This window comes from Pseudalgibacter alginicilyticus, from assembly GCF_001310225.1.
In the GTDB taxonomy this organism is placed as follows: Bacteria; Bacteroidota; Bacteroidia; order Flavobacteriales; family Flavobacteriaceae; genus Pseudalgibacter; species Pseudalgibacter alginicilyticus.
Map to the genome: position 1 here is coordinate 3,669,435 of NZ_CP012898.1, position 19,852 is coordinate 3,689,286.

Annotated in this window: 20 protein-coding genes; 9 read left to right on the forward strand and 11 right to left on the reverse strand. The window is 31.6% G+C overall.

The annotated features are described in order from the left end of the window. Positions 1-58: 58 nt before the first annotated feature. Entirely contained in the window at positions 59-2,032 is a 1,974-nt protein-coding gene (locus tag APS56_RS17200; protein WP_236778434.1) for a DUF5074 domain-containing protein, read from the forward strand. A gap of 56 nt (positions 2,033-2,088) precedes the next feature. On the opposite strand, the gene APS56_RS15330 is transcribed toward APS56_RS17200, so the two are convergent. Further along, a complete protein-coding gene (locus tag APS56_RS15330; RefSeq protein WP_054730374.1) occupies positions 2,089-2,808 on the reverse strand; it encodes a Dph6-related ATP pyrophosphatase in 720 nt (239 codons plus the stop codon). Positions 2,809-2,815: 7 nt separating this feature from the next. Then, positions 2,816-4,282, reverse strand: coding sequence for a GFO_1087 family putative carboxy terminal peptidase (locus APS56_RS15335; RefSeq protein WP_054730377.1), 1,467 nt, complete (start codon positions 4,280-4,282; stop codon positions 2,816-2,818). A gap of 140 nt (positions 4,283-4,422) precedes the next feature. Between APS56_RS15335 and APS56_RS15340 the strand changes: the two genes are divergently transcribed. Genes APS56_RS15340 through APS56_RS15350 form a run of 3 tightly spaced genes read left to right on the forward strand, consistent with a single transcriptional unit; the run spans position 4,423 to position 5,949 of the window. Beyond that, the gene (locus APS56_RS15340) at positions 4,423-4,932 is read left to right on the forward strand and encodes an RNA polymerase sigma factor (RefSeq protein ID WP_054730380.1); all 510 of its coding nucleotides are present in this window, start codon (positions 4,423-4,425) and stop codon (positions 4,930-4,932) included. After that, positions 4,919-5,365: a PG0215 family putative anti-sigma factor gene (locus tag APS56_RS15345; protein WP_054730383.1), complete on the forward strand. Its 447-nt coding sequence runs from the start codon at positions 4,919-4,921 to the stop codon at positions 5,363-5,365. Before APS56_RS15340 ends, APS56_RS15345 begins: the two co-directional genes overlap by 14 nt. Before the next feature lie 26 nt (positions 5,366-5,391). Next, positions 5,392-5,949, forward strand: coding sequence for a DUF4252 domain-containing protein (locus tag APS56_RS15350; RefSeq protein ID WP_054731427.1), 558 nt, complete (start codon positions 5,392-5,394; stop codon positions 5,947-5,949). A gap of 103 nt (positions 5,950-6,052) precedes the next feature. On the opposite strand, the gene APS56_RS17000 is transcribed toward APS56_RS15350, so the two are convergent. From APS56_RS17000 to APS56_RS15360, 3 genes are all read right to left on the reverse strand, one after another. Next, positions 6,053-6,244: a hypothetical protein gene (locus APS56_RS17000; protein WP_157757685.1), complete on the reverse strand. Its 192-nt coding sequence runs from the start codon at positions 6,242-6,244 to the stop codon at positions 6,053-6,055. An 8-nt stretch (positions 6,245-6,252) separates the two neighbouring features. Next, on the reverse strand, positions 6,253-7,596 hold the full coding sequence (purB, locus tag APS56_RS15355) for an adenylosuccinate lyase (RefSeq protein ID WP_054730386.1): 1,344 nt from the start codon (positions 7,594-7,596) through the stop codon (positions 6,253-6,255). Positions 7,597-7,682: 86 nt separating this feature from the next. Continuing rightward, positions 7,683-8,276 (reverse strand): HEAT-like fold family protein, encoded by a 594-nt coding sequence (locus tag APS56_RS15360; RefSeq protein ID WP_054731430.1) that lies wholly within the window; start codon positions 8,274-8,276, stop codon positions 7,683-7,685. Positions 8,277-8,345: 69 nt separating this feature from the next. Here APS56_RS15360 and APS56_RS15365 point away from each other — a divergent pair, with 69 nt between their 5' ends. Both APS56_RS15365 and APS56_RS15370 read left to right on the forward strand, forming a co-directional pair. Beyond that, entirely contained in the window at positions 8,346-8,813 is a 468-nt protein-coding gene (locus APS56_RS15365; protein ID WP_432416441.1) for a heme-binding domain-containing protein, read from the forward strand. Positions 8,814-8,887: 74 nt separating this feature from the next. Continuing rightward, positions 8,888-10,126, forward strand: coding sequence for a glycosyltransferase (locus APS56_RS15370; RefSeq protein WP_054730392.1), 1,239 nt, complete (start codon positions 8,888-8,890; stop codon positions 10,124-10,126). Between the two features lie 62 nt (positions 10,127-10,188). Here APS56_RS15370 and APS56_RS15375 read toward each other — a convergent pair whose 3' ends face one another. After that, positions 10,189-10,635: a KTSC domain-containing protein gene (locus APS56_RS15375; protein WP_054730395.1), complete on the reverse strand. Its 447-nt coding sequence runs from the start codon at positions 10,633-10,635 to the stop codon at positions 10,189-10,191. A gap of 118 nt (positions 10,636-10,753) precedes the next feature. Here APS56_RS15375 and APS56_RS15380 point away from each other — a divergent pair, with 118 nt between their 5' ends. Continuing rightward, the gene (locus APS56_RS15380) at positions 10,754-12,391 is read left to right on the forward strand and encodes an ABC-F family ATP-binding cassette domain-containing protein (protein ID WP_054730399.1); all 1,638 of its coding nucleotides are present in this window, start codon (positions 10,754-10,756) and stop codon (positions 12,389-12,391) included. 10 nt (positions 12,392-12,401) lie between these two features. On the opposite strand, the gene APS56_RS15385 is transcribed toward APS56_RS15380, so the two are convergent. The 3 genes from APS56_RS15385 to egtB form a co-directional block, all read right to left on the reverse strand. Then, on the reverse strand, positions 12,402-13,112 hold the full coding sequence (locus tag APS56_RS15385) for a flavodoxin family protein (RefSeq protein ID WP_054730401.1): 711 nt from the start codon (positions 13,110-13,112) through the stop codon (positions 12,402-12,404). A gap of 464 nt (positions 13,113-13,576) precedes the next feature. Next, positions 13,577-14,563, reverse strand: a complete 987-nt coding sequence (locus tag APS56_RS15390) for an L-histidine N(alpha)-methyltransferase (RefSeq protein WP_236778435.1) — start codon at positions 14,561-14,563, stop codon at positions 13,577-13,579. Between the two features lie 25 nt (positions 14,564-14,588). After that, positions 14,589-15,734, reverse strand: coding sequence for an ergothioneine biosynthesis protein EgtB (gene egtB, locus APS56_RS15395; protein ID WP_054730404.1), 1,146 nt, complete (start codon positions 15,732-15,734; stop codon positions 14,589-14,591). Between the two features lie 354 nt (positions 15,735-16,088). Here egtB and APS56_RS15400 point away from each other — a divergent pair, with 354 nt between their 5' ends. After that, positions 16,089-17,459 (forward strand): aldehyde dehydrogenase, encoded by a 1,371-nt coding sequence (locus tag APS56_RS15400; RefSeq protein ID WP_054730407.1) that lies wholly within the window; start codon positions 16,089-16,091, stop codon positions 17,457-17,459. A gap of 19 nt (positions 17,460-17,478) precedes the next feature. Here APS56_RS15400 and APS56_RS15405 read toward each other — a convergent pair whose 3' ends face one another. Next, positions 17,479-18,153: an SIR2 family NAD-dependent protein deacylase gene (locus tag APS56_RS15405; RefSeq protein WP_054730410.1), complete on the reverse strand. Its 675-nt coding sequence runs from the start codon at positions 18,151-18,153 to the stop codon at positions 17,479-17,481. A gap of 78 nt (positions 18,154-18,231) precedes the next feature. On the opposite strand from APS56_RS15405, the gene APS56_RS15410 reads away from it, so the two are divergent. Continuing rightward, positions 18,232-18,900 (forward strand): TrmH family RNA methyltransferase, encoded by a 669-nt coding sequence (locus APS56_RS15410; RefSeq protein WP_054730412.1) that lies wholly within the window; start codon positions 18,232-18,234, stop codon positions 18,898-18,900. A gap of 12 nt (positions 18,901-18,912) precedes the next feature. Here the strand turns inward: APS56_RS15410 and APS56_RS15415 are convergent, their stop codons facing one another. Further along, positions 18,913-19,689, reverse strand: a complete 777-nt coding sequence (locus tag APS56_RS15415; RefSeq protein WP_054731436.1) for a carboxypeptidase-like regulatory domain-containing protein — start codon at positions 19,687-19,689, stop codon at positions 18,913-18,915. Positions 19,690-19,852 lie beyond the last annotated feature (163 nt).

Here is a 19,852-nt window from a genome sequence, read left to right on the forward strand (position 1 = left end):
AAACAAGCTGAAGATGATAAAAAAGGCATGCTCATCTTTAAATAAATAATAGAAAATTATGAGAAATTTTTACAAAAAATCAGTAATAATTATTGCGGTCATGCTATTTACCGTTATAAGTTTTGCACAAACCTATGAAAACAGTGTGTATGTTCTTAATGAAGGGGGCTTTGGCTATACAAACGCATCAGTATCTGCTTTAAAGTCTAATTGGATGATTGAAAATGATATTTATTTTACAAAAAATTCAAATGCTGATTTAGGAGATGTTGCACAAAGTATGGCTTTTGAAGGTGATTATGCTTATATTATTGTTAACAATAGTAATTATATAAAAGTGATGGATAGAAATACTTTTGAATTGGTAGCAACTATTACGGGGCAAATATCGAATCCTCGCAATATTGTATTTTATGAAGGGAAAGGCTATCTAACCAACTGGGGAGACCCTTCAAATACCGCTGATGATTATGTTGCTGTTATAGATCTAACTACAAATACTGTAACTGAAACTATTTCTGTTATAGAAGGTCCAGAAGAGATTGTTGTTAGTAATGGGAAATTATTTATAGCACACCAAGGTGGTTGGGGACATGGCAATAGTGTATCTGTAATTGATACTTCAACAAGTACAGTAGAATCTATAGCTGTTGGAGATGTGCCATCAGAATTAGCAATAGATGACACATATTTGTATGTGCTTTGTAGTGGGAGGCCTTTTTATGCAGTACCTGAAACAGCAGGTCAATTAGTAAAAATTGATTTGACAGATTACACAAACAAAACAGTTTATACTTTTGCTAATTCAGCGGATCATCCACAATTTTTATCATTAGATAGTAGCTCACTTTTTTACATATTGGGCTCTGAGGTTTATAAAATGGATTTAACAGACGTTGCTTTACCTTCAACCTCTTTTATAGATCTTTCAATAGAAAATATAGCAGTACCATATGCTTTTGAAAAAATAGGACATAGATTTTATGTAGCAGATGCTATAGACTACTCAAGTAATGGAAGTGTTTTTGTGTATGATGAAACAGGTAGTTTTATTTCTGATTATGCCGTAGGTGTTTTACCAAATGGATTTTATTATAACGATCAGCCTTATGCACCTGCTGCTGGACAACCTGGATCAACAGCTATAAGTAAAGATGATGCTAGTTTTATTGCTTGGGCTACAAATGTACAAGTGGAACGTGGACATGTAAATATATCAAATCCTGATTATATAGAATCTGATAAAAATAGTAATTATGCCAGTTATGGAGAGCCTGGAGATGCCGTTGGTCAAGCAAACAATTCTCCAGTAAGTTTGGGAGATGCAGGAGAAGCTATTGTAACTTTTTTACAACCTATAACGGATGGGAGTGGAGCAGATTTTGCTATTTTTGAAAATAGTTTTAGCGATACTTTTTTAGAATTAGCTTTTGTGGAAGTAAGTTCAGATGGTGTTAATTATTTTAGATTCCCTTCACATAGTAAAACACAAACAAGCACACAAGTGGGGGGCTTTGGTTCTGTTGATCCTACAAAAATAAATAATTTAGCAGGAAAATATAAAGTTAATTTCGGAACACCTTTTGACCTTTCAGACATAGCAGATCATGCGTTGCTTGACAAAACCACTATTACACATGTGAAATTAATTGATGTGGTTGGAAGTATAGATCCTTTATATGCGCGTTATGATAGTTTTGGAAATGCTATTAATGAATTGTTTGCAACACCTTTTTGGCAAGGTGGATTTGATTTAGATGCTGTGGGCGTTATTAACCAAAAAACATTGGGGATAAATGATTTTAAAAATAATAATACTATTGCATTGTATCCAAACCCAGCGTCATCATCTTTCCAAGTTTCAGAAACTGGAATGTTAGAGATATATTCTATTTCAGGACGTTTAGTTTTAAAACAAGAAGTAAAAGTAAAACAAACATCTGTAGCTATCGATCATTTGGTTTCAGGAATGTATGTTGTTAAATTTACAAATAGTTCTGGAACCCGTACTCAGAAACTAATAAAGCAATAAGCTTTTATTTTTAGTGAATTATATAAAAAAAAGAGGCCTCCATTTTGGGGGCTTTTTTATGGTATTAAGTCACAATACCAAACGCCGTATTTCTCACCTTTACTTTTACAAACTGACTCATCTGTTCTTGGAGGATCATATGCACGATATACTTTTTCGCCAATAGAAAAGGAAATAGGCGTTTTAAAAATTGGCCCATCAAAGCAAAAGGTGTGAAACTCTCCGTTTTCCCCGCAAGGATCAACACCTTCAGGTAAATTATCTATAAAATACTGGTCAATCACGGTTCCAACAAAACTCTCATCAAAATATTTTGAATTAGCACAAACAATAATGGTTTTAAAACCTAAATCTAAAAACTCATTTAAAAGTGTTTTGGTATTGCGTTTCCAAAGAGGGAAAACCGCTTTTAAGTGTTGTTTTTTGAGTTGGGTTTCTCTGTAATTTTTTAAATCTTCTAAAAAAATATCGCCAAAAGCAGAATGCGTAAATCCTTCGTTTTTTAATCGAGAGATAGTTTCCGTCATTTTATTTTCATAAGTTTCCATGTTAGGCATTTCTGGCAATTCAATAAGAGAAGATTTAATTTGTATTGCCTCTGTCTGGGCAACAAGCAATTCTTTTCTAAGTCCATGCATAGATACTCTATTGAAATGACTGTTTACGGTTGTTACTAATTCATCAATCGTATAATTTTTATCTTGTAATAAATAGTAAAGCGCCAAGGCCGAGTCTTTTCCAGAACTCCAGTTGAAGTACATTTTGTGTTTATCCATACTAGATTCAATTGTCTAACAAGTCATTTTGAATATACATTTCTTTTTCAAATTTTTCCGAAATATTATTTGTTTCTAATGCTTTATAAAATGAAGGTTTAGTCATTGAATTTTTTGAAACAATTCCTCTGATGTCATCAAGGGCCGCTTTTAAAATGACTTCGTTTTCATCCCCAAACTCTAAAATGTTATTCCAATACTGAGGCTCAATAACTTCAATGTCAGGAGTAAAACCTTGGGTGTAATCACTTTCGCCATTTTTATTAAAAATTTGAAAAACAATGGGTTGCATGGCAATAGTATGTGTAGGGTTTGCAGAAGATTGCTGACGGTAATCTGTATTAGGGGAGTCAAATAATGTAACAGACCCTACATTTTTTCCATAGGTTGTTGTTCCCACTAATTTTATAGAATTCATGTAAGGTTTTAGCCCGTTAATAACCATCTCGCTTGCTGAAGCTGTATTGTTTGACGTCAAAATATAAATTCTGTTTAGCGTGTTTAATCTGTTAATGGGTTGCTCTCCAATGGCATTGTCATTAGTGTCATAAACCGTCAAGGTGTTTTTAAAGAAATAAGAATCATTTTCGTTATTGTGCTTTTCATTAAAAGTTAAGCTTGCAAAAACATCGGTTCCTGCTCCTGCGTAAATCATACTTGATAAATAAGCAGAAGTTTCTACAGCACCTCCTCCATTGTGTCTTAAATCAAGTATTAATTCATCTATATTTTCGTTTTTAAATATTGCAAAAGCATCATTTAGTTCATCATTGTAGGATGTTCTAAAAGCTGTATACACCAAGTAACCTACTTTATGTCCATTTATATCATCAAAGACTTTGGTTAAATGAATGGGGTTCTCGGACAAGATTACCGATGATATCGTTTTATCTTCAATAGAGGAAAGGGTGCCATTGCTTTCTGAAACAAAAGAAAGTGTAACACTATCGTTATAAAAATCATTTGCAGCAGTAACATAGTTGGAAATATTTAAAAAGGTACCGTTTATGGCATTTATGATATCACCTCTTTTTATATTGGCATTGCTTGCGGGCGAATTATTAGCAACATAACTAACATAAAAAATCACATCGCCATTTGTATTTATTTGTACCGATTGAAATCTTAATCCAAAGGATTTACTAATACCCTGAAACTGCTGTTGTAGTGCAATATAATCTTCAACATACCATGAGAATCTATCTGTAATACCATCTTGGTAAATTAAACTGTTAAATAAGTCTATTGAGGAGTCAAATTGATTTAAATAGTCATCAAAAGCAATGGCATCATCAGCTTTTGAATCCTCTAAATCTGGAACTTGTGATTGCCAAGTGTACCAGGAATTCATCCCTTTCCATATAAATTCATTTATAGAATTAGTAGTGGTTTGGCTGTCGTCAATATCATTAAAACAACTGGAAGCTAAAAAAGCAAGTACGAATAGGAGTGTAAAGGGCTTAAAATTTTTCATCAATGCAATTTATAATAAGTAGTCTATAAAACCTTAAATTTACTTACATTATTATGTAATAAAAAATTTTGTAACAAAATTGAAAACCAATCGTTGTAACTTTAAATAGCACTAAAAGGGCTCTTTCAACCAAACTATAAATGACTCAAACAGAGTTTTTAAATATTGTAATGCCTTTTAAAGACAAGGTATTTCGTTTAGCAAAACGATTGTTAGTTTCTACTGAGGAAGCTGAAGATGCTACACAAGAGGTTTTGTTGAAATTATGGAATAATAAAGCCAAAATGCAAGAGTATAAAAATGTGGAGGCTTTTTCTATGACAATGACTAAAAATTTTTGTTTTGATAAATTAAAGTCAAAACAAGCACAAAATTTAAAAATTGTACATAGTAATTATGAAGATAAAAGTATGTCCTTGCAAAAACAAGTTGAACTGAATGATAGTATTAACTGGGTTGAAAAAATTATTGAGGAATTACCTGAGCAGCAACGCTTAATTATTCAACTAAGAGATGTAGAAGGATATGATTATAATGACATTGTAGATATATTAGAGATGAATGCTACAGCAGTGCGTGTAGCTTTATCTAGAGCACGGAAAACAATACGAGAAAAATTAACCATTAAACATAATTATGGTGTTAAATGATATAAAAAAATTAATTGAAAAGTACGAAAACGGAGAGACGAGCCTTAAGGAAGAAGCAAATTTAAAAGACTATTTTTCACAAGAAAAAGTAGCGTCAGAACTTGAGGTTTACAAACCTTTATTTACACATTTTATAGTGAATCAGAAAGAACAATTTACGAAAGCTATTTCTTTAAAATCAAAAAAAGGAGGTCGCTATAAATGGTTTTCTGTAGCAGCAATTGCGGTTTTTTTAATTGGATTTTATTTTACAAAGTCGTTTAATAATAGTGATTTAGGAACCATAAAAGACCCTGAAATTGCTTTTAATAAAGTATCAAAGTCATTAGAAATGATTTCAAATCACTTAAATAAAGGAGCTTCAACAGTAAGTTATCTTGACGAAGTTGAAAATGCCACAAGTATAATTTTTAAAGAACAAAAAAGCAGATGAACACAATGAATAAAAATAACAAAATGATGAAAGTAAAATGGATGATTTTAGTAATGGCAATTATGTTTTTGCCATTAACGGCTATGGCACAAGATATTTTTGATAAGTACAGTGATAATTCAGATGTTACTTATGTATCCATAAAACCTAAAATGTTTCAGATGATAGCTAATATGGGGATTGATGTTGATGATGATGAAGCCAAAGCCTATATGGAAATGGTAAAAAGTATAACCAGTTTTAAAACTATTGTTACTGATAATAAATCCATTTCTACAGATATTTCAAAGTGGGTACAATCACGTTCAAGCGCTTTGGAAGAACTGATGGAAGTAAAGGATAGCGGCTCTGAAGTTAAGTTTTATGTAAAGGAAGGAAAAGATGCTGATCATGTTAAAGAGCTTTTAATATTTGTAAATGGAATAGATAAAGTTGTTAATGAAAGTGTTGAGGTTAATGGTCAATCACGAAAAATTGAAACTGTGGTTGTATCACTTACAGGTGATATAAATTTAAATGAAATTTCTAAGTTGACAGACAAAATGAAAATACCAGGTGCTAAGCATTTAGGTAAAAAACAATAGATGACTCATTAACCTTTAAAGTATTCAGAATAAAAAAGCGTTTCTAATTTTTAATAGAAACGCTTTTTATTACAATTTGTAATAGCTAAATACTTATTGTTTATTATTCTTCGTTTTCAATTTCTTCAGTTTGTGAAGTTTGTATTGAGAGGTATATGTTTATGAGAATAACTATAAACGTAATGGTAAGTATAGTTAGTACAATGAAATTATCTAAAATATCTAACAGACCAGAAACAAAAATGCCTACTGTCAAAATACCGCAAAGAATTAATGATTGTTGATCGTTAAGCATAATTTAAATTATATTCCAGTATAGTTTCTTGGTGTAATACGTTTTAATTCTTCTTTTATTGTATTTGAAACCTCTAAAGTATCAATAAAATTTGAAATAGATTCTTGATTTATTTTTTCATTGGTTCTCGTTAATCCTTTTAAAGCTTCATAGGGGTTTGGATAGGCTTCTCTACGTAAAATAGTTTGTATAGCTTCAGCAACTACAGCCCAATTATTTTCTAAATCTTCAGCAAATTTAGATTCATTTAGTAATAATTTGTTTAATCCTTTTAAAGTTGATTTGAAGCCAATAAGCGTGTGTCCAAAAGGAACGCCCACATTTCTTAATACTGTACTATCTGTTAAGTCACGTTGCAGTCTTGAAATAGGAAGCTTTGCAGAAAGATGCTCAAAAATAGCATTTGCAATTCCTAAATTACCTTCACTATTTTCAAAATCTATAGGATTTACTTTATGCGGCATGGCAGAACTACCAACTTCGCCAGCTTTAATTTTTTGTTTAAAATAATCCATAGATACATAAGTCCATATATCTCTGTTTAAATCAATAATGATAGTATTGATGCGTTTTAAAGTATCAAACAATGCAGCCATATGGTCGTAATGCTCAATTTGAGTTGTTGGAAACGAATGGTGTAAACCCAATTTGTCTTGAACAAAATTACAGCCAAAAGCTTTCCAATCTATATTTGGGTATGCTACATGGTGTGCATTAAAGTTACCTGTTGCCCCACCAAATTTAGCAGCACTTGGAATGTCGTTTAGTAAATTAAACTGTTCTTCAAGTCTAACCACAAAAACCTCAATTTCTTTACCAAGTCTTGTTGGAGAGGCTGGTTGCCCATGGGTTCTTGCCAACATAGAAATAGTTGACCAATCTTTAGTTAAAGCTTTTAGCTTGATTAAAACAATGGAGTATTCTGGTACATAAATATCGTTCATGGCTTCCTTAATACTCAAAGGTATAGCCGTATTGTTAATGTCTTGCGAGGTTAAGCCAAAGTGAATAAATTCTTTAAACTGTGATAGGCCTAAAACATCAAATTTTTCTTTTATAAAATATTCAACCGCTTTAACATCGTGGTTGGTAACACTTTCTATTTTTTTAATGGCTAAAGCATCTTCTTCAGAAAATTCTTTATAGATAAGTCTTAAATCATCAAAAATACTCTTGTCTACGGATTCTAATTGAGGTAAAGGAATTTCACAAAGTGCAATAAAGTATTCCACTTCAACTAAAACACGATATTTTATTAAAGCTTCCTCAGAAAAATAAGGGGCTAATTCGTTTACTTTATTTCTGTAACGGCCATCAATTGGAGATATGGCATTTAGTGGTGATAGTGACATTTGTTTTTTGATTTTTAAGAAGATGCAAAGATAGGTTTTTGATTCACTATTAACGATTTTTGATTGATGATTTTTTGACTCACAAACTAATTTTGAGTGGATGTTATGGTTTTTGAACGCTTATTCATTTTCTTAAGAATATGTTTTGCTCGCGCTTTAAATGCTGCACTTTGTGTTTGATAATCACGCTCTAAAATAAGTTTTAGTTCTGGGTGCACCCAATCATAGTCATTTCCTAATAGAAAAAGTGTGGTCATACTATATGCCTTTGCAGCAACTTTTTCATCATTAATCATATAATCAAAACAGGTTTCAATGATACGTTCCTTATGATGAGGTTTTAAAGCTGTTTTAATAAAGGTGTTGTTGTTTGAATAGTAGGATTTTGTAATAAGTTCGCAAATTTTGGCAACTGGCCGAATGGCAGAATCTAAATGCACTTTATGAAATTGTTCTGTAAAAACATCTAAATGAGGAATGATGATTTCTATATTTGCACTACAAGTAAACTCTAAAATCCAAGCAGCACGAGGCGATATTTTATCATCTACTTTAAAAAGAATGTCTAACAATTTTCTTGTCAATCTTGGATTTTCAATAATAAGAGTCGCGTATTTTAACCGTTTTTCACGGGAATGATTTACATAATTTAATTCGTTATAGAGTTGGTCTGTAGTCAAAATGAATTTAGTATTTTTAGATTTTAAAAATAAGTATTTCAACGGTTATAATAAAAAATAGATATAAAAATGGGAAAGAAAATTTTATACTTTACTATGGTAGTATTATTAGTAGTACAATTTTTTGGACCAGAAAAAAACACAGGTGATTTAACTTCTATAGATTATTTTTATAAAGAAACCAATCCACCAGAAGATGTTAAAATTATACTTAAAGAAAGCTGTAACGATTGCCACTCCGATATAACGCGTTATCCATGGTATAACAACATAACACCTATAAATTATTGGTTGAATAGTCATATTGAGAATGGTAAAAAACATTTCAATATTTCTAATTGGGAAGGCAATTCTGTAAAGCGAAAAGACCATAAGTTTGAAGAATTAATTAAAATGGTTGAAGAAAAAGAAATGCCATTGAACTCTTATACTTGGGTACATTCAGAAGCAAAACTTTCAGATGATCAAATAAAATCTGTTGTAAATTGGGCTAAATTGGTGCGTGTAAAATATGCTTTGGAACCGAAACCTGAATAATGTTTAGTTGTAATAAACAGTGCGTTTACTAAAAGCTTAATAGCATCATCAAATAAGAAAATACATGTGTATTAGTGAGAAATAAAAATTTATTAATTATTGGTTTTGTATGGCCAGAACCTAAAAGTTCTGCCGCTGGTAGCAGAATGATGCAATTAATTATAGCATTTCAATCTCAAGGTTTTAAAATTATTTTTGCAAGTCCCTGTGCTAAGAGTAGCCATGCTTTTAATTTAGAACGTATAGGTGTTTCGCAGAAATCAATAGAATTAAACGATTCTAGTTTTGATGATTTTATAAAAACAATGCATCCAGATGTTGTTTTGTTCGACCGCTTTATGATGGAAGAGCAATTTGGTTGGCGGGTAGCTACACATTGCCCAAACGCATTACGGATATTAGATACTGAAGATTTACATTGCTTGCGAAAGGGCAGGCAACAAGCGTTTAAGGATAACAAACCTTTTGATAGGTCTTATTTGTTTGGTGATATTGCAAAGCGAGAAATTGCCAGTATTTTTAGAAGCGATTTAAGTTTAATTATTTCGGAAGCCGAAATGGATATTCTTAAAAATGATTTTAAAGTAGATGACTCATTGTTGGTTTACCTACCTTTTTTATTAGATACAGTTTCAGAGGAATACATTGATAAACTTTCCAAGTTCAATTCTCGTCAGCATTTTATAAGTATAGGGAATTTTCTTCATGAGCCTAATTATAATGCTGTTATATATTTAAAAGAAGTTATTTGGCCTTTAATTAGAACACAATTACCTCAGGTTGAATTGCATATTTATGGCGCTTACGTGTCGCAAAAAGTGAGCCAATTAAACAATGCAAAGGATGGTTTTATTATCAAAGGGTTTGCTGAAAATGTAAGTGAGGTGATGCAGCAATCCAGAGTTTGTTTAGCTCCCATAAGGTTTGGAGCAGGATTGAAAGGTAAATTGATAGATGCCATGCAAAATGGAACACCTTGTGTTACTTCAACTATTGGTGCAGAAGGTATGTTTGGTAATTTAAATCCGAATGGATTTATTGAAGATAATGCCCAGGAGTTTGCTAACAAAGCAGTGTTGTTATATAATAAAGAAAGCCTATGGAGTGAAAAGCAATACAAAGGTTTTCAAATTATTAACCAACGTTTTAATAAAACGGAACATCAAGATAAATTTTTAACTGTAGTTACAGAAGCTATTCAACAACTTAACAACAAACGACTTGTTAACTTTACAGGACAAATGTTGCAGTACCACACCATGCAAAGCACTAAATACATGAGCAGGTGGATTGAGGAAAAGAATAGAAAATAATAAAAAAGTTAAAAAATATTTGTAAGCCATGTGAAGTAAGAAAGATTACATACACATATTAATTAAGCCTCAACATCACTTTTTTTTATTTTTCTATACGTATAGGTGTTGAAAATATTACGTTTTGCAAAACGCGTTAACTTATCAGATTGGCAAAGTTTAATATATAGCGCTTTATTCACGCCAAAAAATTCATAAGTATTACCGTCTAAAAAAGTGATTTCTAAAACCAAACCTTTATGTTGCCAGTCCATGATAGGAGTGTTAATAGTTTCATGATATTCATCTAAATTAGCCGCCTTGGTTTCTGGAGCTATACTAACTAAAAAATGATACCCATCAATAATTTGGCGACTTTTTAATTCAGCTTCAATAGCTTTATCATCCCCAGCTTGAAACTTATCAGGATGCCATTCTTTTACTAAATTTCTGTATGTAGATTTTAAGCTTTTTAAACTCATATCCTGTTCAGCACCAAACAACTTCTTGTACTCGTTAATACGTTTCATATGGGCAAGTTTATTTTTTTATAAGGCGCGAAGATACCCTTTTAAATTAATCAGTGTACATTATTTCATTTTACTTCGGTGCTTTTTTATAGATTTGCGTTCTTAAAAAAAACAGACTATGATTTCAGTTGATAATTTGGCGGTAGAGTTTGGTGGAAGTGCCCTATTTAGCGATGTGTCTTTTGCCATAAATGAAAATGATAAAATAGCCCTAATGGGGAAAAACGGAGCTGGCAAATCTACCATGATGAAGATTATTGCAGGTGAACAAAAAGCAACCCGTGGTCAGGTGCGTTTTCCAAAAGAAGTGGTAATTGCATATTTGCCACAACATTTATTAACAGAGGATGATTGTACTGTTTTTGAAGAAGCCTCCAAAGCATTTCACCATGTTTTTACAATGCGAGATGAAATAGAACGCCTTAATAAGGAGCTTGAAATAAGAACGGACTACGAGTCTGATGATTATATGAAAATAATAGAACAGGTTTCTGATTTAGGTGAAAAATATTATGCTCTTGAAGACGTGAATTATGATGCCGAAGTAGAAAAAGCACTGAGTGGTTTGGGGTTTAAACGAAGTGATTTTAACCGTTTGACTAGTGAATTTAGTGGAGGGTATAGGATGCGAATTGAACTTGCTAAAATACTGTTACAAAAACCAGATTTAATTTTGTTGGATGAGCCTACCAATCATATTGATATTGAATCTGTTATATGGTTGGAAGATTTTTTATTGAATAAAGCCAAAGCAGTGATGGTTATATCTCATGATAAAGCCTTTATTGATAATATTACCAACAGAACAATTGAAGTTACTATGGGGCGTATTTACGATTATAGAGCTAATTATACCCATTATTTACAATTGCGGGAAGACAGGCGTTTACATCAAATAAAAGCGTATCAAGAACAACAAAAATTTATAGCCGATAATATGGCGTTTATTGAGCGTTTTAAAGGTACTTATTCCAAAACGAATCAAGTAACGTCTCGAGAACGTATGTTGGAAAAGTTAGAGATTATTGAAGTAGATGAGGTGGACACGTCTGCCTTAAAATTACGATTTCCTCCAGCACCACGTTCGGGCGATTACCCAGTTATAGTGAAAGATTTATCAAAATCGTATGACAATCATGTGGTGTTTAAAGATGCTAATATGACTATTTCAAGAGGCGAAAAAGTATCGTTTGTTGGGAGAAATGGTGAAGGAAAATCTACTATGATAAAATCTATTTTAGGTGAAATAAATTTTGAAGGTAAATGTGCTTTAGGACATAATGTAAAAGTAGGTTATTTTGCACAAAATCAAGCAGCGTTATTAGATGAGAATTTAACTATTTTTCAAACGGTTGATGAGGTTGCTGAAGGGGATGTACGTACGCAAATAAAAAGCATCTTAGGAGGTTTTATGTTTCGAGGCGACGATATTGATAAAAAAGTAAGTGTGCTTTCCGGTGGAGAAAAAACACGTTTAGCCATGGTAAAACTCTTATTGGAACCCGTTAATTTGTTAATCCTGGATGAGCCTACCAACCATTTAGATTTAAAATCAAAAGATGTTTTAAAGGAAGCTTTAAAGAATTTTGATGGGACCCTTATTTTGGTTTCGCATGACCGTGATTTTCTTCAAGGTTTATCGCAAAAAGTATTCGAATTTAAAGACCAACGTGTTATTGAACATTTTGAAACTATTGACGACTTTTTAGTTAGAAACAGAATAGAAAATTTGAAACAGATTGATTTGAAGAAATAGCCTGTAGCTATTACCTGTATTCTGGGTTTTCAAAATTCCAACGCTTGCCATTGTCCCATTGATTTCTGGAATTACCATAAGCTGAATACCCACCGTGCTGTTTTATCATGTTTGCAAGATGTAATAAATTATAAGTCATAAAGGTGGTATTTCTGTTTGTAAATTCATTGTTCTCAGCATCACTTTCTTTATCTAAATAGCTAGGACCTGGACCAATTTCACCAATCCAACCACAATCTGCTTGCGGAGGAATGGAGTACCCAACATGCTGCATAGCATAAAGTATGCCCATGGCACAATGTTTTACACCATCTTCATTGCCTGTAATAATACAACCTGCTACTTTATCATAAAATAAATACTGTCCTTTATCATTTGTTTTTCCACTCATTGCGTACATGCGTTCAATGAATTTCTGTGCAATTGATGATTTTTCTCCTAACCAAATAGGGGTTCCTAAAATTAAAATGTCAGCATCAAAAATACGTTTAAAAAGTGTTGGCCATTCATCAGTTTTAGCACCATATTCTGTCATGTCTGGATAAATACCAACAGCAATATCATGATCTGCGAAACGAATTTCATCAACGCTAACACCTTCTTGCTTCATAATTTTTTTAGAAATACTCATGAGTCCGTGGGTATTACTTTTTTGAGGTGATTGCTTTAACGTACAATTAACATAAACGGCTTTTAGTTTTGAAAAATCTGGTGTATTCATAATTTTAGTTTTTTAATTATTGATTAGACAACCCAATTGATTTAAACCTTTTTCTATTGAAATAAAACTAAATCAATATCAAGATTTTGTATTGGTCTTTGTTGAGTCAGTATGGATAATTCGGTACATGCAATTAGTATTGTTGATTGTTTTAAATAGGTTTTAATTAAATTTTTTAAACCATCTGCGTCGTTTTTTGATACGTTATAATTATAGAGTTTTTTTTAAAGAGTCCATGGGGTATGTGTCTATAGTGTTAGGTTTATTAACTTTTATTGGGGGGTAAGCAGCTCAAATTTATTTGGTAAAAAGGTTCATATTATCAAAATATACATTGTAAACGTTGCATGGAAAAGTATGATAATTCCTTTTTTTTTGAGGATATTTATTGTTTAATGTCTCTCAACAAACCAACGTGTTCATGCGTCCTAATTTCAAAATTCCAATATGTTTTTTAGTTGTTCTCATTCAGCTGTTTTTTCTAAAATGTAATCTGCAAAATAGTTTTTAGAGTCTGTTAGTTTATCAATTATTTTAAGTTTAGATACTTTTGTAATATCCTCTATAATAGTGTCATTATATTTCCTAGAGTTTTCAGTATGAATGCGTTCGTTTTTATAAAATGTAAAAGTTTTATTTAATGCGCCAATTTCTACGTTTTGTTTTTTTGTGCTCACTAGAAAGCTTTTAGCTATACCTTCTTTTTCGTTGTATTCAGGTTGGTGCTTAAAATTATTTAAATCAAAATTGGCATTTAATTCTCTATTGATACGTTCTAATAAATTTATATTAAATCTTTTGGTAATGCCTTTAGAATCATTATAAGCTGGAAGCACGATGCTTTTTGGTTTTATAAGATCAGCACCCAGAATTACTTTGTCATTTACATTTAAAGCTAAGCTTAATTTATGTATAAATTCTTTGGCTTTCCCATCCTTTAAGTTACCAATGTTGGAACCTAAAAACAGAATGACTTTTGGTTTTTGAAACCATTTTATGTCTTCTAAAACATTAAAATAATCGCCCTGTTTTGTATTCATGGAAATATATGGAAGTTCTTTTTTAATGGTTTTTTCTAAATTGTTTAAAGCATTTTGCGAGATATCAACAGGTATAAAAGTGAATTTAAAACCCAATTGTTTTAATGTTTTTAAAAGTTCTTTGGTTTTAATACCATCACCAGCACCTAATTCTATCAAATCAAAATTTATGGTTTTATTTATTTTTAAAGCTGATATTAAATTCAAGGTTTGATTTTTAAAAATATCATGTTCTGCATCTGTTAAGTAATATTCAGGCATGTTCATGATTTCAACAAACAAGGCATCTCCTTTTTTGTCATAGAAATATTTTGAAGGCAAGTACTTTGTAGGTGCTGATAAACCTAAATCTACGTCGTTTTTAAAAGTAGCATTAATGACCTCGGTTTGAGTTTTTAAAATGGTCTCCATATGATAGGTTTTAAGTTTTTTTATTTTATTTAGTAAGTCTTATTCCTGTGAATTGCCATTGTGTTTCGGCTGGAAAAAAATTACGATACGTATGTCTGCTGTGGTTTTTTGAAGTGGCTTTAGATGCCCCTCTTAAAACCATTTGATTCATCATAAACTTGCCGTTATACTCACCAACAGCTCCTTCAGAAATTTTGAATTTTGGATAAGGGAGGTAAGCAGAATAGGTCCATTCCCAGCGTTGTCCCCAATTAAAATATGTGGATGCAATTTCCCATTCAAATTCTGTTGGTAATCTGCAGCCTTTCCAAGTAGCGTAAGCATGGGCTTCATAAAAAGAAATATGCGATAAAATACCATCTGTATGTATGCTTTCTAAACCTGATAAGGTATAATGTTGCCATTTACCCTGCGTATGTTTCCAGTAAAGCGGCTGTGTTATATTATTTGCTTGAACCCATGACCAACCAGCATCCAACCAATATTTAGGATTTTTGTAGCCGCCATCCGTTACAAATTCAATAAATTCGCCATAGGTAACTAATTTTTTTGAAATGTGATATGGCTCAAGAAAAATACGATGTAATTGCAATTCATTATCAAAACAAAAACCTTCCTTTTGATGTCCGATGGTGTAAATGCCTTCATCTATAGATACCCAACCCGAATCTGAATTTTTGTCATTAATATAATTATGTTCAGAAAATTTGGGATATATGGGGTTTAATGAAAACGTATATTTTAAATCGGTAATCAATAACTCTTGGTGTTGTTGTTCGTGATTGATTCCTAAAATAACTAAGGCTTCTAATTCCTCAGAATTATTAAACTTAAGAAGGTTTGTTATATATCCATCTACATAGGCTCTGTATTTAAAAATTTCTTGAACTGAGGGGCGAGTTATTAAGCCTCTATGCTGCCTTTCAATCCGCTCACCTAAACTGTTGTAATAGCTATTAAAAACAAACGAGAATTGATTGTTAAAAACTTTATAATCAGCAATAAATTTTTTTAGAATCATTTCCTCAAAAAACCAAGTAGTATGTGCAATATGCCACTTGGGAGGACTTGCAAATTCAGCAGATTGTGGGATGTAATCTTCTAAAGTTAAATTTTCACAGAGTTGTTCTGTGTCTTGTCTTGTATTTAAGTACTGATTTAATATTGTCATATTATTGCTAATAACATTGAAATTTGTAAGAAAAAAGAATGGTATTACTGAAATAATAAAATAACTTCTTTTAAAATTTAAAAATTGAACCAATCGAATAAAATTTTATAACTAATGATTTTTACGAATATATTCAACGCAATCCACCAGATGTTGTAGATGGCATAAGCGGTTGTGTTAAATATTTTGAACGTATGTAGATAGTACAGAAAATTGATTTGAATTAGTGATTTTTTTTAGCTTGACTTTGTTAGAAAAATGGCTAACTTCGTTTAACAAACGATAAAGACCATTGCAACGGAACTTTATTTTTGTATTAAACAAACCACTTCTAAGCACCAAAAAAAACTAAATATGGAAGTAGAAGCCTTACTTAATCAGCAAAGATTATTTTTCAATTCAAATAAAACTAAAGATGTCAGTTTTAGAATAGAACAATTAAAAAAAATAAAAACACTTCTAAAAGAAAATGAGACTTTGCTTTACGATGCTATTTATGAAGATTTTGGTAAATCTGAATTTGAAACTTATGTAGGTGAATTGTCATTGATCTATCAAGAAATTAACCATTTTATTAAAAATATAAAGCGTTGGAGTAAGCAAAAAAAAGTATGTACCAGCTTGGTTAACTTTCCTGCTAAAAGTTATATTATTCCAGAACCTTTGGGGGTTTCTTTAGTTATTGGCGCATGGAATTATCCTTTCCAATTGTCATTGGTTCCTGCTATTACAGCACTTGCAGCAGGTAATACCGTTATTTTAAAACCAAGTGAACTTTCTGTAAAAACATCTAAAGTGATGGCTGAAATTATAAATAATAATTTTTCAAGTCATTATTTTCATGTTGTGGAAGGGGGTGTAGAAAAAACCACAGCGCTATTAAACCACAGATTTGATAAGTTGTTTTTTACAGGTAGTACGTCTGTTGGAAAAATAATTTATAAAGCAGCAGCCAAACATTTAACACCTGTTACGCTTGAATTAGGAGGGAAATCTCCAACGTTTGTATTTGCTGATACAGATATTAAAATGACCTCAAAGCGTATAGTTTGGGCAAAGTTTTTAAATGCGGGACAAACCTGTGTAGCTCCAGATTATATTTTGGTTGACCACACTATTGAGAAAGAATTTCTTGAAGCATTGAAAAATGATATTGACACTTACTACACCAACAAAAAAGATATAGCTGAGAATTATTTAAGAATTATAAACACGAAAAATTTTGACCGCTTGAGTAAGCTAATAAATCCAGATAAATTGTATTGTGGTGGTGGTTTAGATAGAGACAAGCGCCTCATAAATCCAACGGTGTTGCAAAATATTTCATTTGAAGATGACATTATGCAAGACGAAATTTTTGGTCCCATTCTTCCTGTTATTTCTTTTACAAACCTTGATGAAACAATAAAACAAGTAAAAGAAAAACCAAAGCCTTTATCTTGCTATATCTATTCAAAAAATAGAAAAATAATTAATAAAGTACTAAAAGAACTTTCTTTTGGAGGGGGAGCAGTTAATGATAGTGTTATGCACTTGTCTAGTAGCAAGCTTCCGTTTGGAGGTGTTGGTTTAAGTGGTATGGGAAGCTATCATGGAAAAGCAGGTTTTGATACTTTTTCACATTATAAAAGCATTATAGACAAACCTTTTTGGTTTGAAGCCAACATTAAATACGCACCTTATTCCAAAACAAAACTGAAATTAATTAAGTGGCTTTTAGAATAAATGCGTAACTGAAAACGTACTATTTTAAAAGCGAAATCACTTTTTTCATTCCAATAGTAGCCTTTTCGGCAATAACCGTTAAATGCTGTTTGCTATCTATATTTGGCTTGGGATCAATAAAATATGTTGGCGTATTTTGTGGAACATAATGTATTAAACTTGCTGCTGGATACACTTGCATTGAAGTGCCAATAATAATTAAAATATCTGCAGTTTCACAAATTGTAACGCTTTTTTCTATCATAGGCACATCCTCACCAAACCAAACAATATGTGGGCGAAGTTGGTACCCTTTTTTACACATATTGCCTAACAGGATGTCTGTTTTCCATTCTATTATGTCTGTGTCATCAAAAGTGCTTTTAGCTTTTAGTAATTCGCCATGCAAATGAATAACATGGCTACTGCCAGCACGTTCATGTAGATCATCTACATTTTGGGTAATTATGCTGACTTTATAATCTGTTTCAAGGCTTGCTAAATCATAATGTGCTGAGTTGGGTTTCACCTCAAAGAGTTGTTTTCGGCGTTGGTTATAAAAATCTAATACCAATGCAGGGTTGTTTAAAAAACCTTGGGGTGTGGCAACTTCCATAACATCATGACCTTCCCATAATCCATTGGCATCTCTAAAGGTTTTAATACCACTTTCTGCGCTTATGCCAGCGCCTGTTAATACGACAATATGTTTCATAAACTAAAGATACTTTTTTTTCATTTTCATGAATCAAGAAATTCTATCATTTTTAATTAAAAGCTTTATTTTTGAAATATGATTGATATTAAACTTCTTGAACATTTAGAAACTTATCTAACAGAAAACCGAAAAGCTCGTTTTGATGCTGTATTACCACAGCGAACCAAACATTTTACCGTTGCAACGGAAGATGTTTATCAATTACACAATACAAGTGCAGTAATGCGAAGTTGCGATGTTTTTGGTATTCAAGAAGTGCATATTATTGAAGAGCAAAATTCTAAAGATATTGATAGAGAAATTGCTATGGGAGCTCAAAAGTGGGTGGATTTAAAACGTTACCATACTGTTAAAGATTGTATCAGTCATTTAAAGCAAAACGAGTATCAAATTGTTGCAACAACCCCGCATATTAATGATTGTGAATTATATGATTATGATGTAACAAAAAAAGCGTGTTTTTTCTTTGGAAGGGAAACAGAAGGCTTATCGGATGAAGTATTAAATACTGCTGATTGTTTTTTAAAAATACCTATGGTAGGTTTTACAGAGAGTTTGAACATATCGGTGTCTGCGGCTATTATTTTGCAGCATGTAACAACCAAATTAAAACAAACATCAATTAATTGGCAGCTTACAGAGGCAGAGCAACAAGAAAAACGTTTGGATTGGATAAAAAAAACTATTAAAAGTTATGATGATATTGTAGAGCGTTTTTATGCTAACAGAACTTATAAAATTTAATAAAAGTATGTTTTAAAGTCTATTAGTCCTACCACGGCTAAGTAGCTTGTATTCTTCGTAGCATTCGCTAATAGCATCAAGAATTTGTAAATCGTTAGCAGTTTGTATAAAACCTTTGGAATAGTTGCATTGGCTTACAATTTCATCTAAATCTACTCGATTTACATTTAATAAAACCGTTAGCATTTCACGGTCAAAACGAGACGCAAGTAGGTTTCTTATTTCGTCATCCTGTTTCATCTTTTTTAGCTTTTGCAATTCGTTTGGTCTTTTGCCAAACATGCGATGTAAAAAATCTGCAGGATTAAATATAGAACTAACTATTTTAGTGAAGTTTCCCGGAGAATCTGCTTCATAACCAGTGTCTTGAAGTCCAGAAATACTATAGCGATAGTTATTGTTGATAGCAGGAACCTGTTTAATGTCTACTTCCAAATAACCAGTAAGATTCAGTTGGTTAACAACCACTTCTTCAAGTGCTAAAGCCAATTCTGTTAATGCTATTTTTGAACTTCTAAATTTTATCCAATCATTAGTAACCCTTACTTTAATAGATTTATAACCTAAATATGAAAAATGTAAGGTGTCATTAGGTTTTGCGTAAATTTCAAATTCACCATCTTTATTGGTAGCTGTACCAATAACTTGGTTAAGATTAACAATATTTACAGATTCTAATGGAGTATCATCAGCAGCATTAATTACCGTTCCTTTTATTGTAGCTACATCTTGAGCAAATACAAAAGTAGTTGCAATAAGGCATAAAAAAAGAAATAAATAATTTTTCATCAACAGTAATTTAATGGTAAAAATACTAAACATTAATTGTAAACTTAAAGCATGAGTTTTATTTTGACTTAAAATTAACAAATAAGTTTAAGAATAAATAATTTAAAGAAGATAACTTGGTACTTTATAAAATTGATTTTTAAGAAAAACAAAGCTGTCTAAA

Bases quoted from the DNA above. Each gene is read 5' to 3' on its own strand.
- APS56_RS17200 (WP_236778434.1), top strand. From the start codon at position 59: ATGAGAAATTTTTACAAAAAATCAGTAATAATTATTGCGGTCATGCTA.
- APS56_RS15330 (WP_054730374.1), bottom strand. From the start codon at position 2,808: ATGGATAAACACAAAATGTACTTCAACTGGAGTTCTGGAAAAGACTCG.
- APS56_RS15335 (WP_054730377.1), bottom strand. From the start codon at position 4,282: ATGAAAAATTTTAAGCCCTTTACACTCCTATTCGTACTTGCTTTTTTA.
- APS56_RS15340 (WP_054730380.1), top strand. From the start codon at position 4,423: ATGACTCAAACAGAGTTTTTAAATATTGTAATGCCTTTTAAAGACAAG.
- APS56_RS15345 (WP_054730383.1), top strand. From the start codon at position 4,919: ATGGTGTTAAATGATATAAAAAAATTAATTGAAAAGTACGAAAACGGA.
- APS56_RS15350 (WP_054731427.1), top strand. From the start codon at position 5,392: ATGAAAGTAAAATGGATGATTTTAGTAATGGCAATTATGTTTTTGCCA.
- APS56_RS17000 (WP_157757685.1), bottom strand. From the start codon at position 6,244: ATGCTTAACGATCAACAATCATTAATTCTTTGCGGTATTTTGACAGTA.
- purB (WP_054730386.1), bottom strand. From the start codon at position 7,596: ATGTCACTATCACCACTAAATGCCATATCTCCAATTGATGGCCGTTAC.
- APS56_RS15365 (WP_432416441.1), top strand. From the start codon at position 8,346: ATGGGAAAGAAAATTTTATACTTTACTATGGTAGTATTATTAGTAGTA.
- APS56_RS15375 (WP_054730395.1), bottom strand. From the start codon at position 10,635: ATGAAACGTATTAACGAGTACAAGAAGTTGTTTGGTGCTGAACAGGAT.
- APS56_RS15380 (WP_054730399.1), top strand. From the start codon at position 10,754: ATGATTTCAGTTGATAATTTGGCGGTAGAGTTTGGTGGAAGTGCCCTA.
- APS56_RS15385 (WP_054730401.1), bottom strand. From the start codon at position 13,112: ATGAATACACCAGATTTTTCAAAACTAAAAGCCGTTTATGTTAATTGT.
- APS56_RS15390 (WP_236778435.1), bottom strand. From the start codon at position 14,563: ATGGAGACCATTTTAAAAACTCAAACCGAGGTCATTAATGCTACTTTT.
- egtB (WP_054730404.1), bottom strand. From the start codon at position 15,734: ATGACAATATTAAATCAGTACTTAAATACAAGACAAGACACAGAACAA.
- APS56_RS15400 (WP_054730407.1), top strand. From the start codon at position 16,089: ATGGAAGTAGAAGCCTTACTTAATCAGCAAAGATTATTTTTCAATTCA.
- APS56_RS15405 (WP_054730410.1), bottom strand. From the start codon at position 18,153: ATGAAACATATTGTCGTATTAACAGGCGCTGGCATAAGCGCAGAAAGT.
- APS56_RS15410 (WP_054730412.1), top strand. From the start codon at position 18,232: ATGATTGATATTAAACTTCTTGAACATTTAGAAACTTATCTAACAGAA.
- APS56_RS15415 (WP_054731436.1), bottom strand. From the start codon at position 19,689: ATGAAAAATTATTTATTTCTTTTTTTATGCCTTATTGCAACTACTTTT.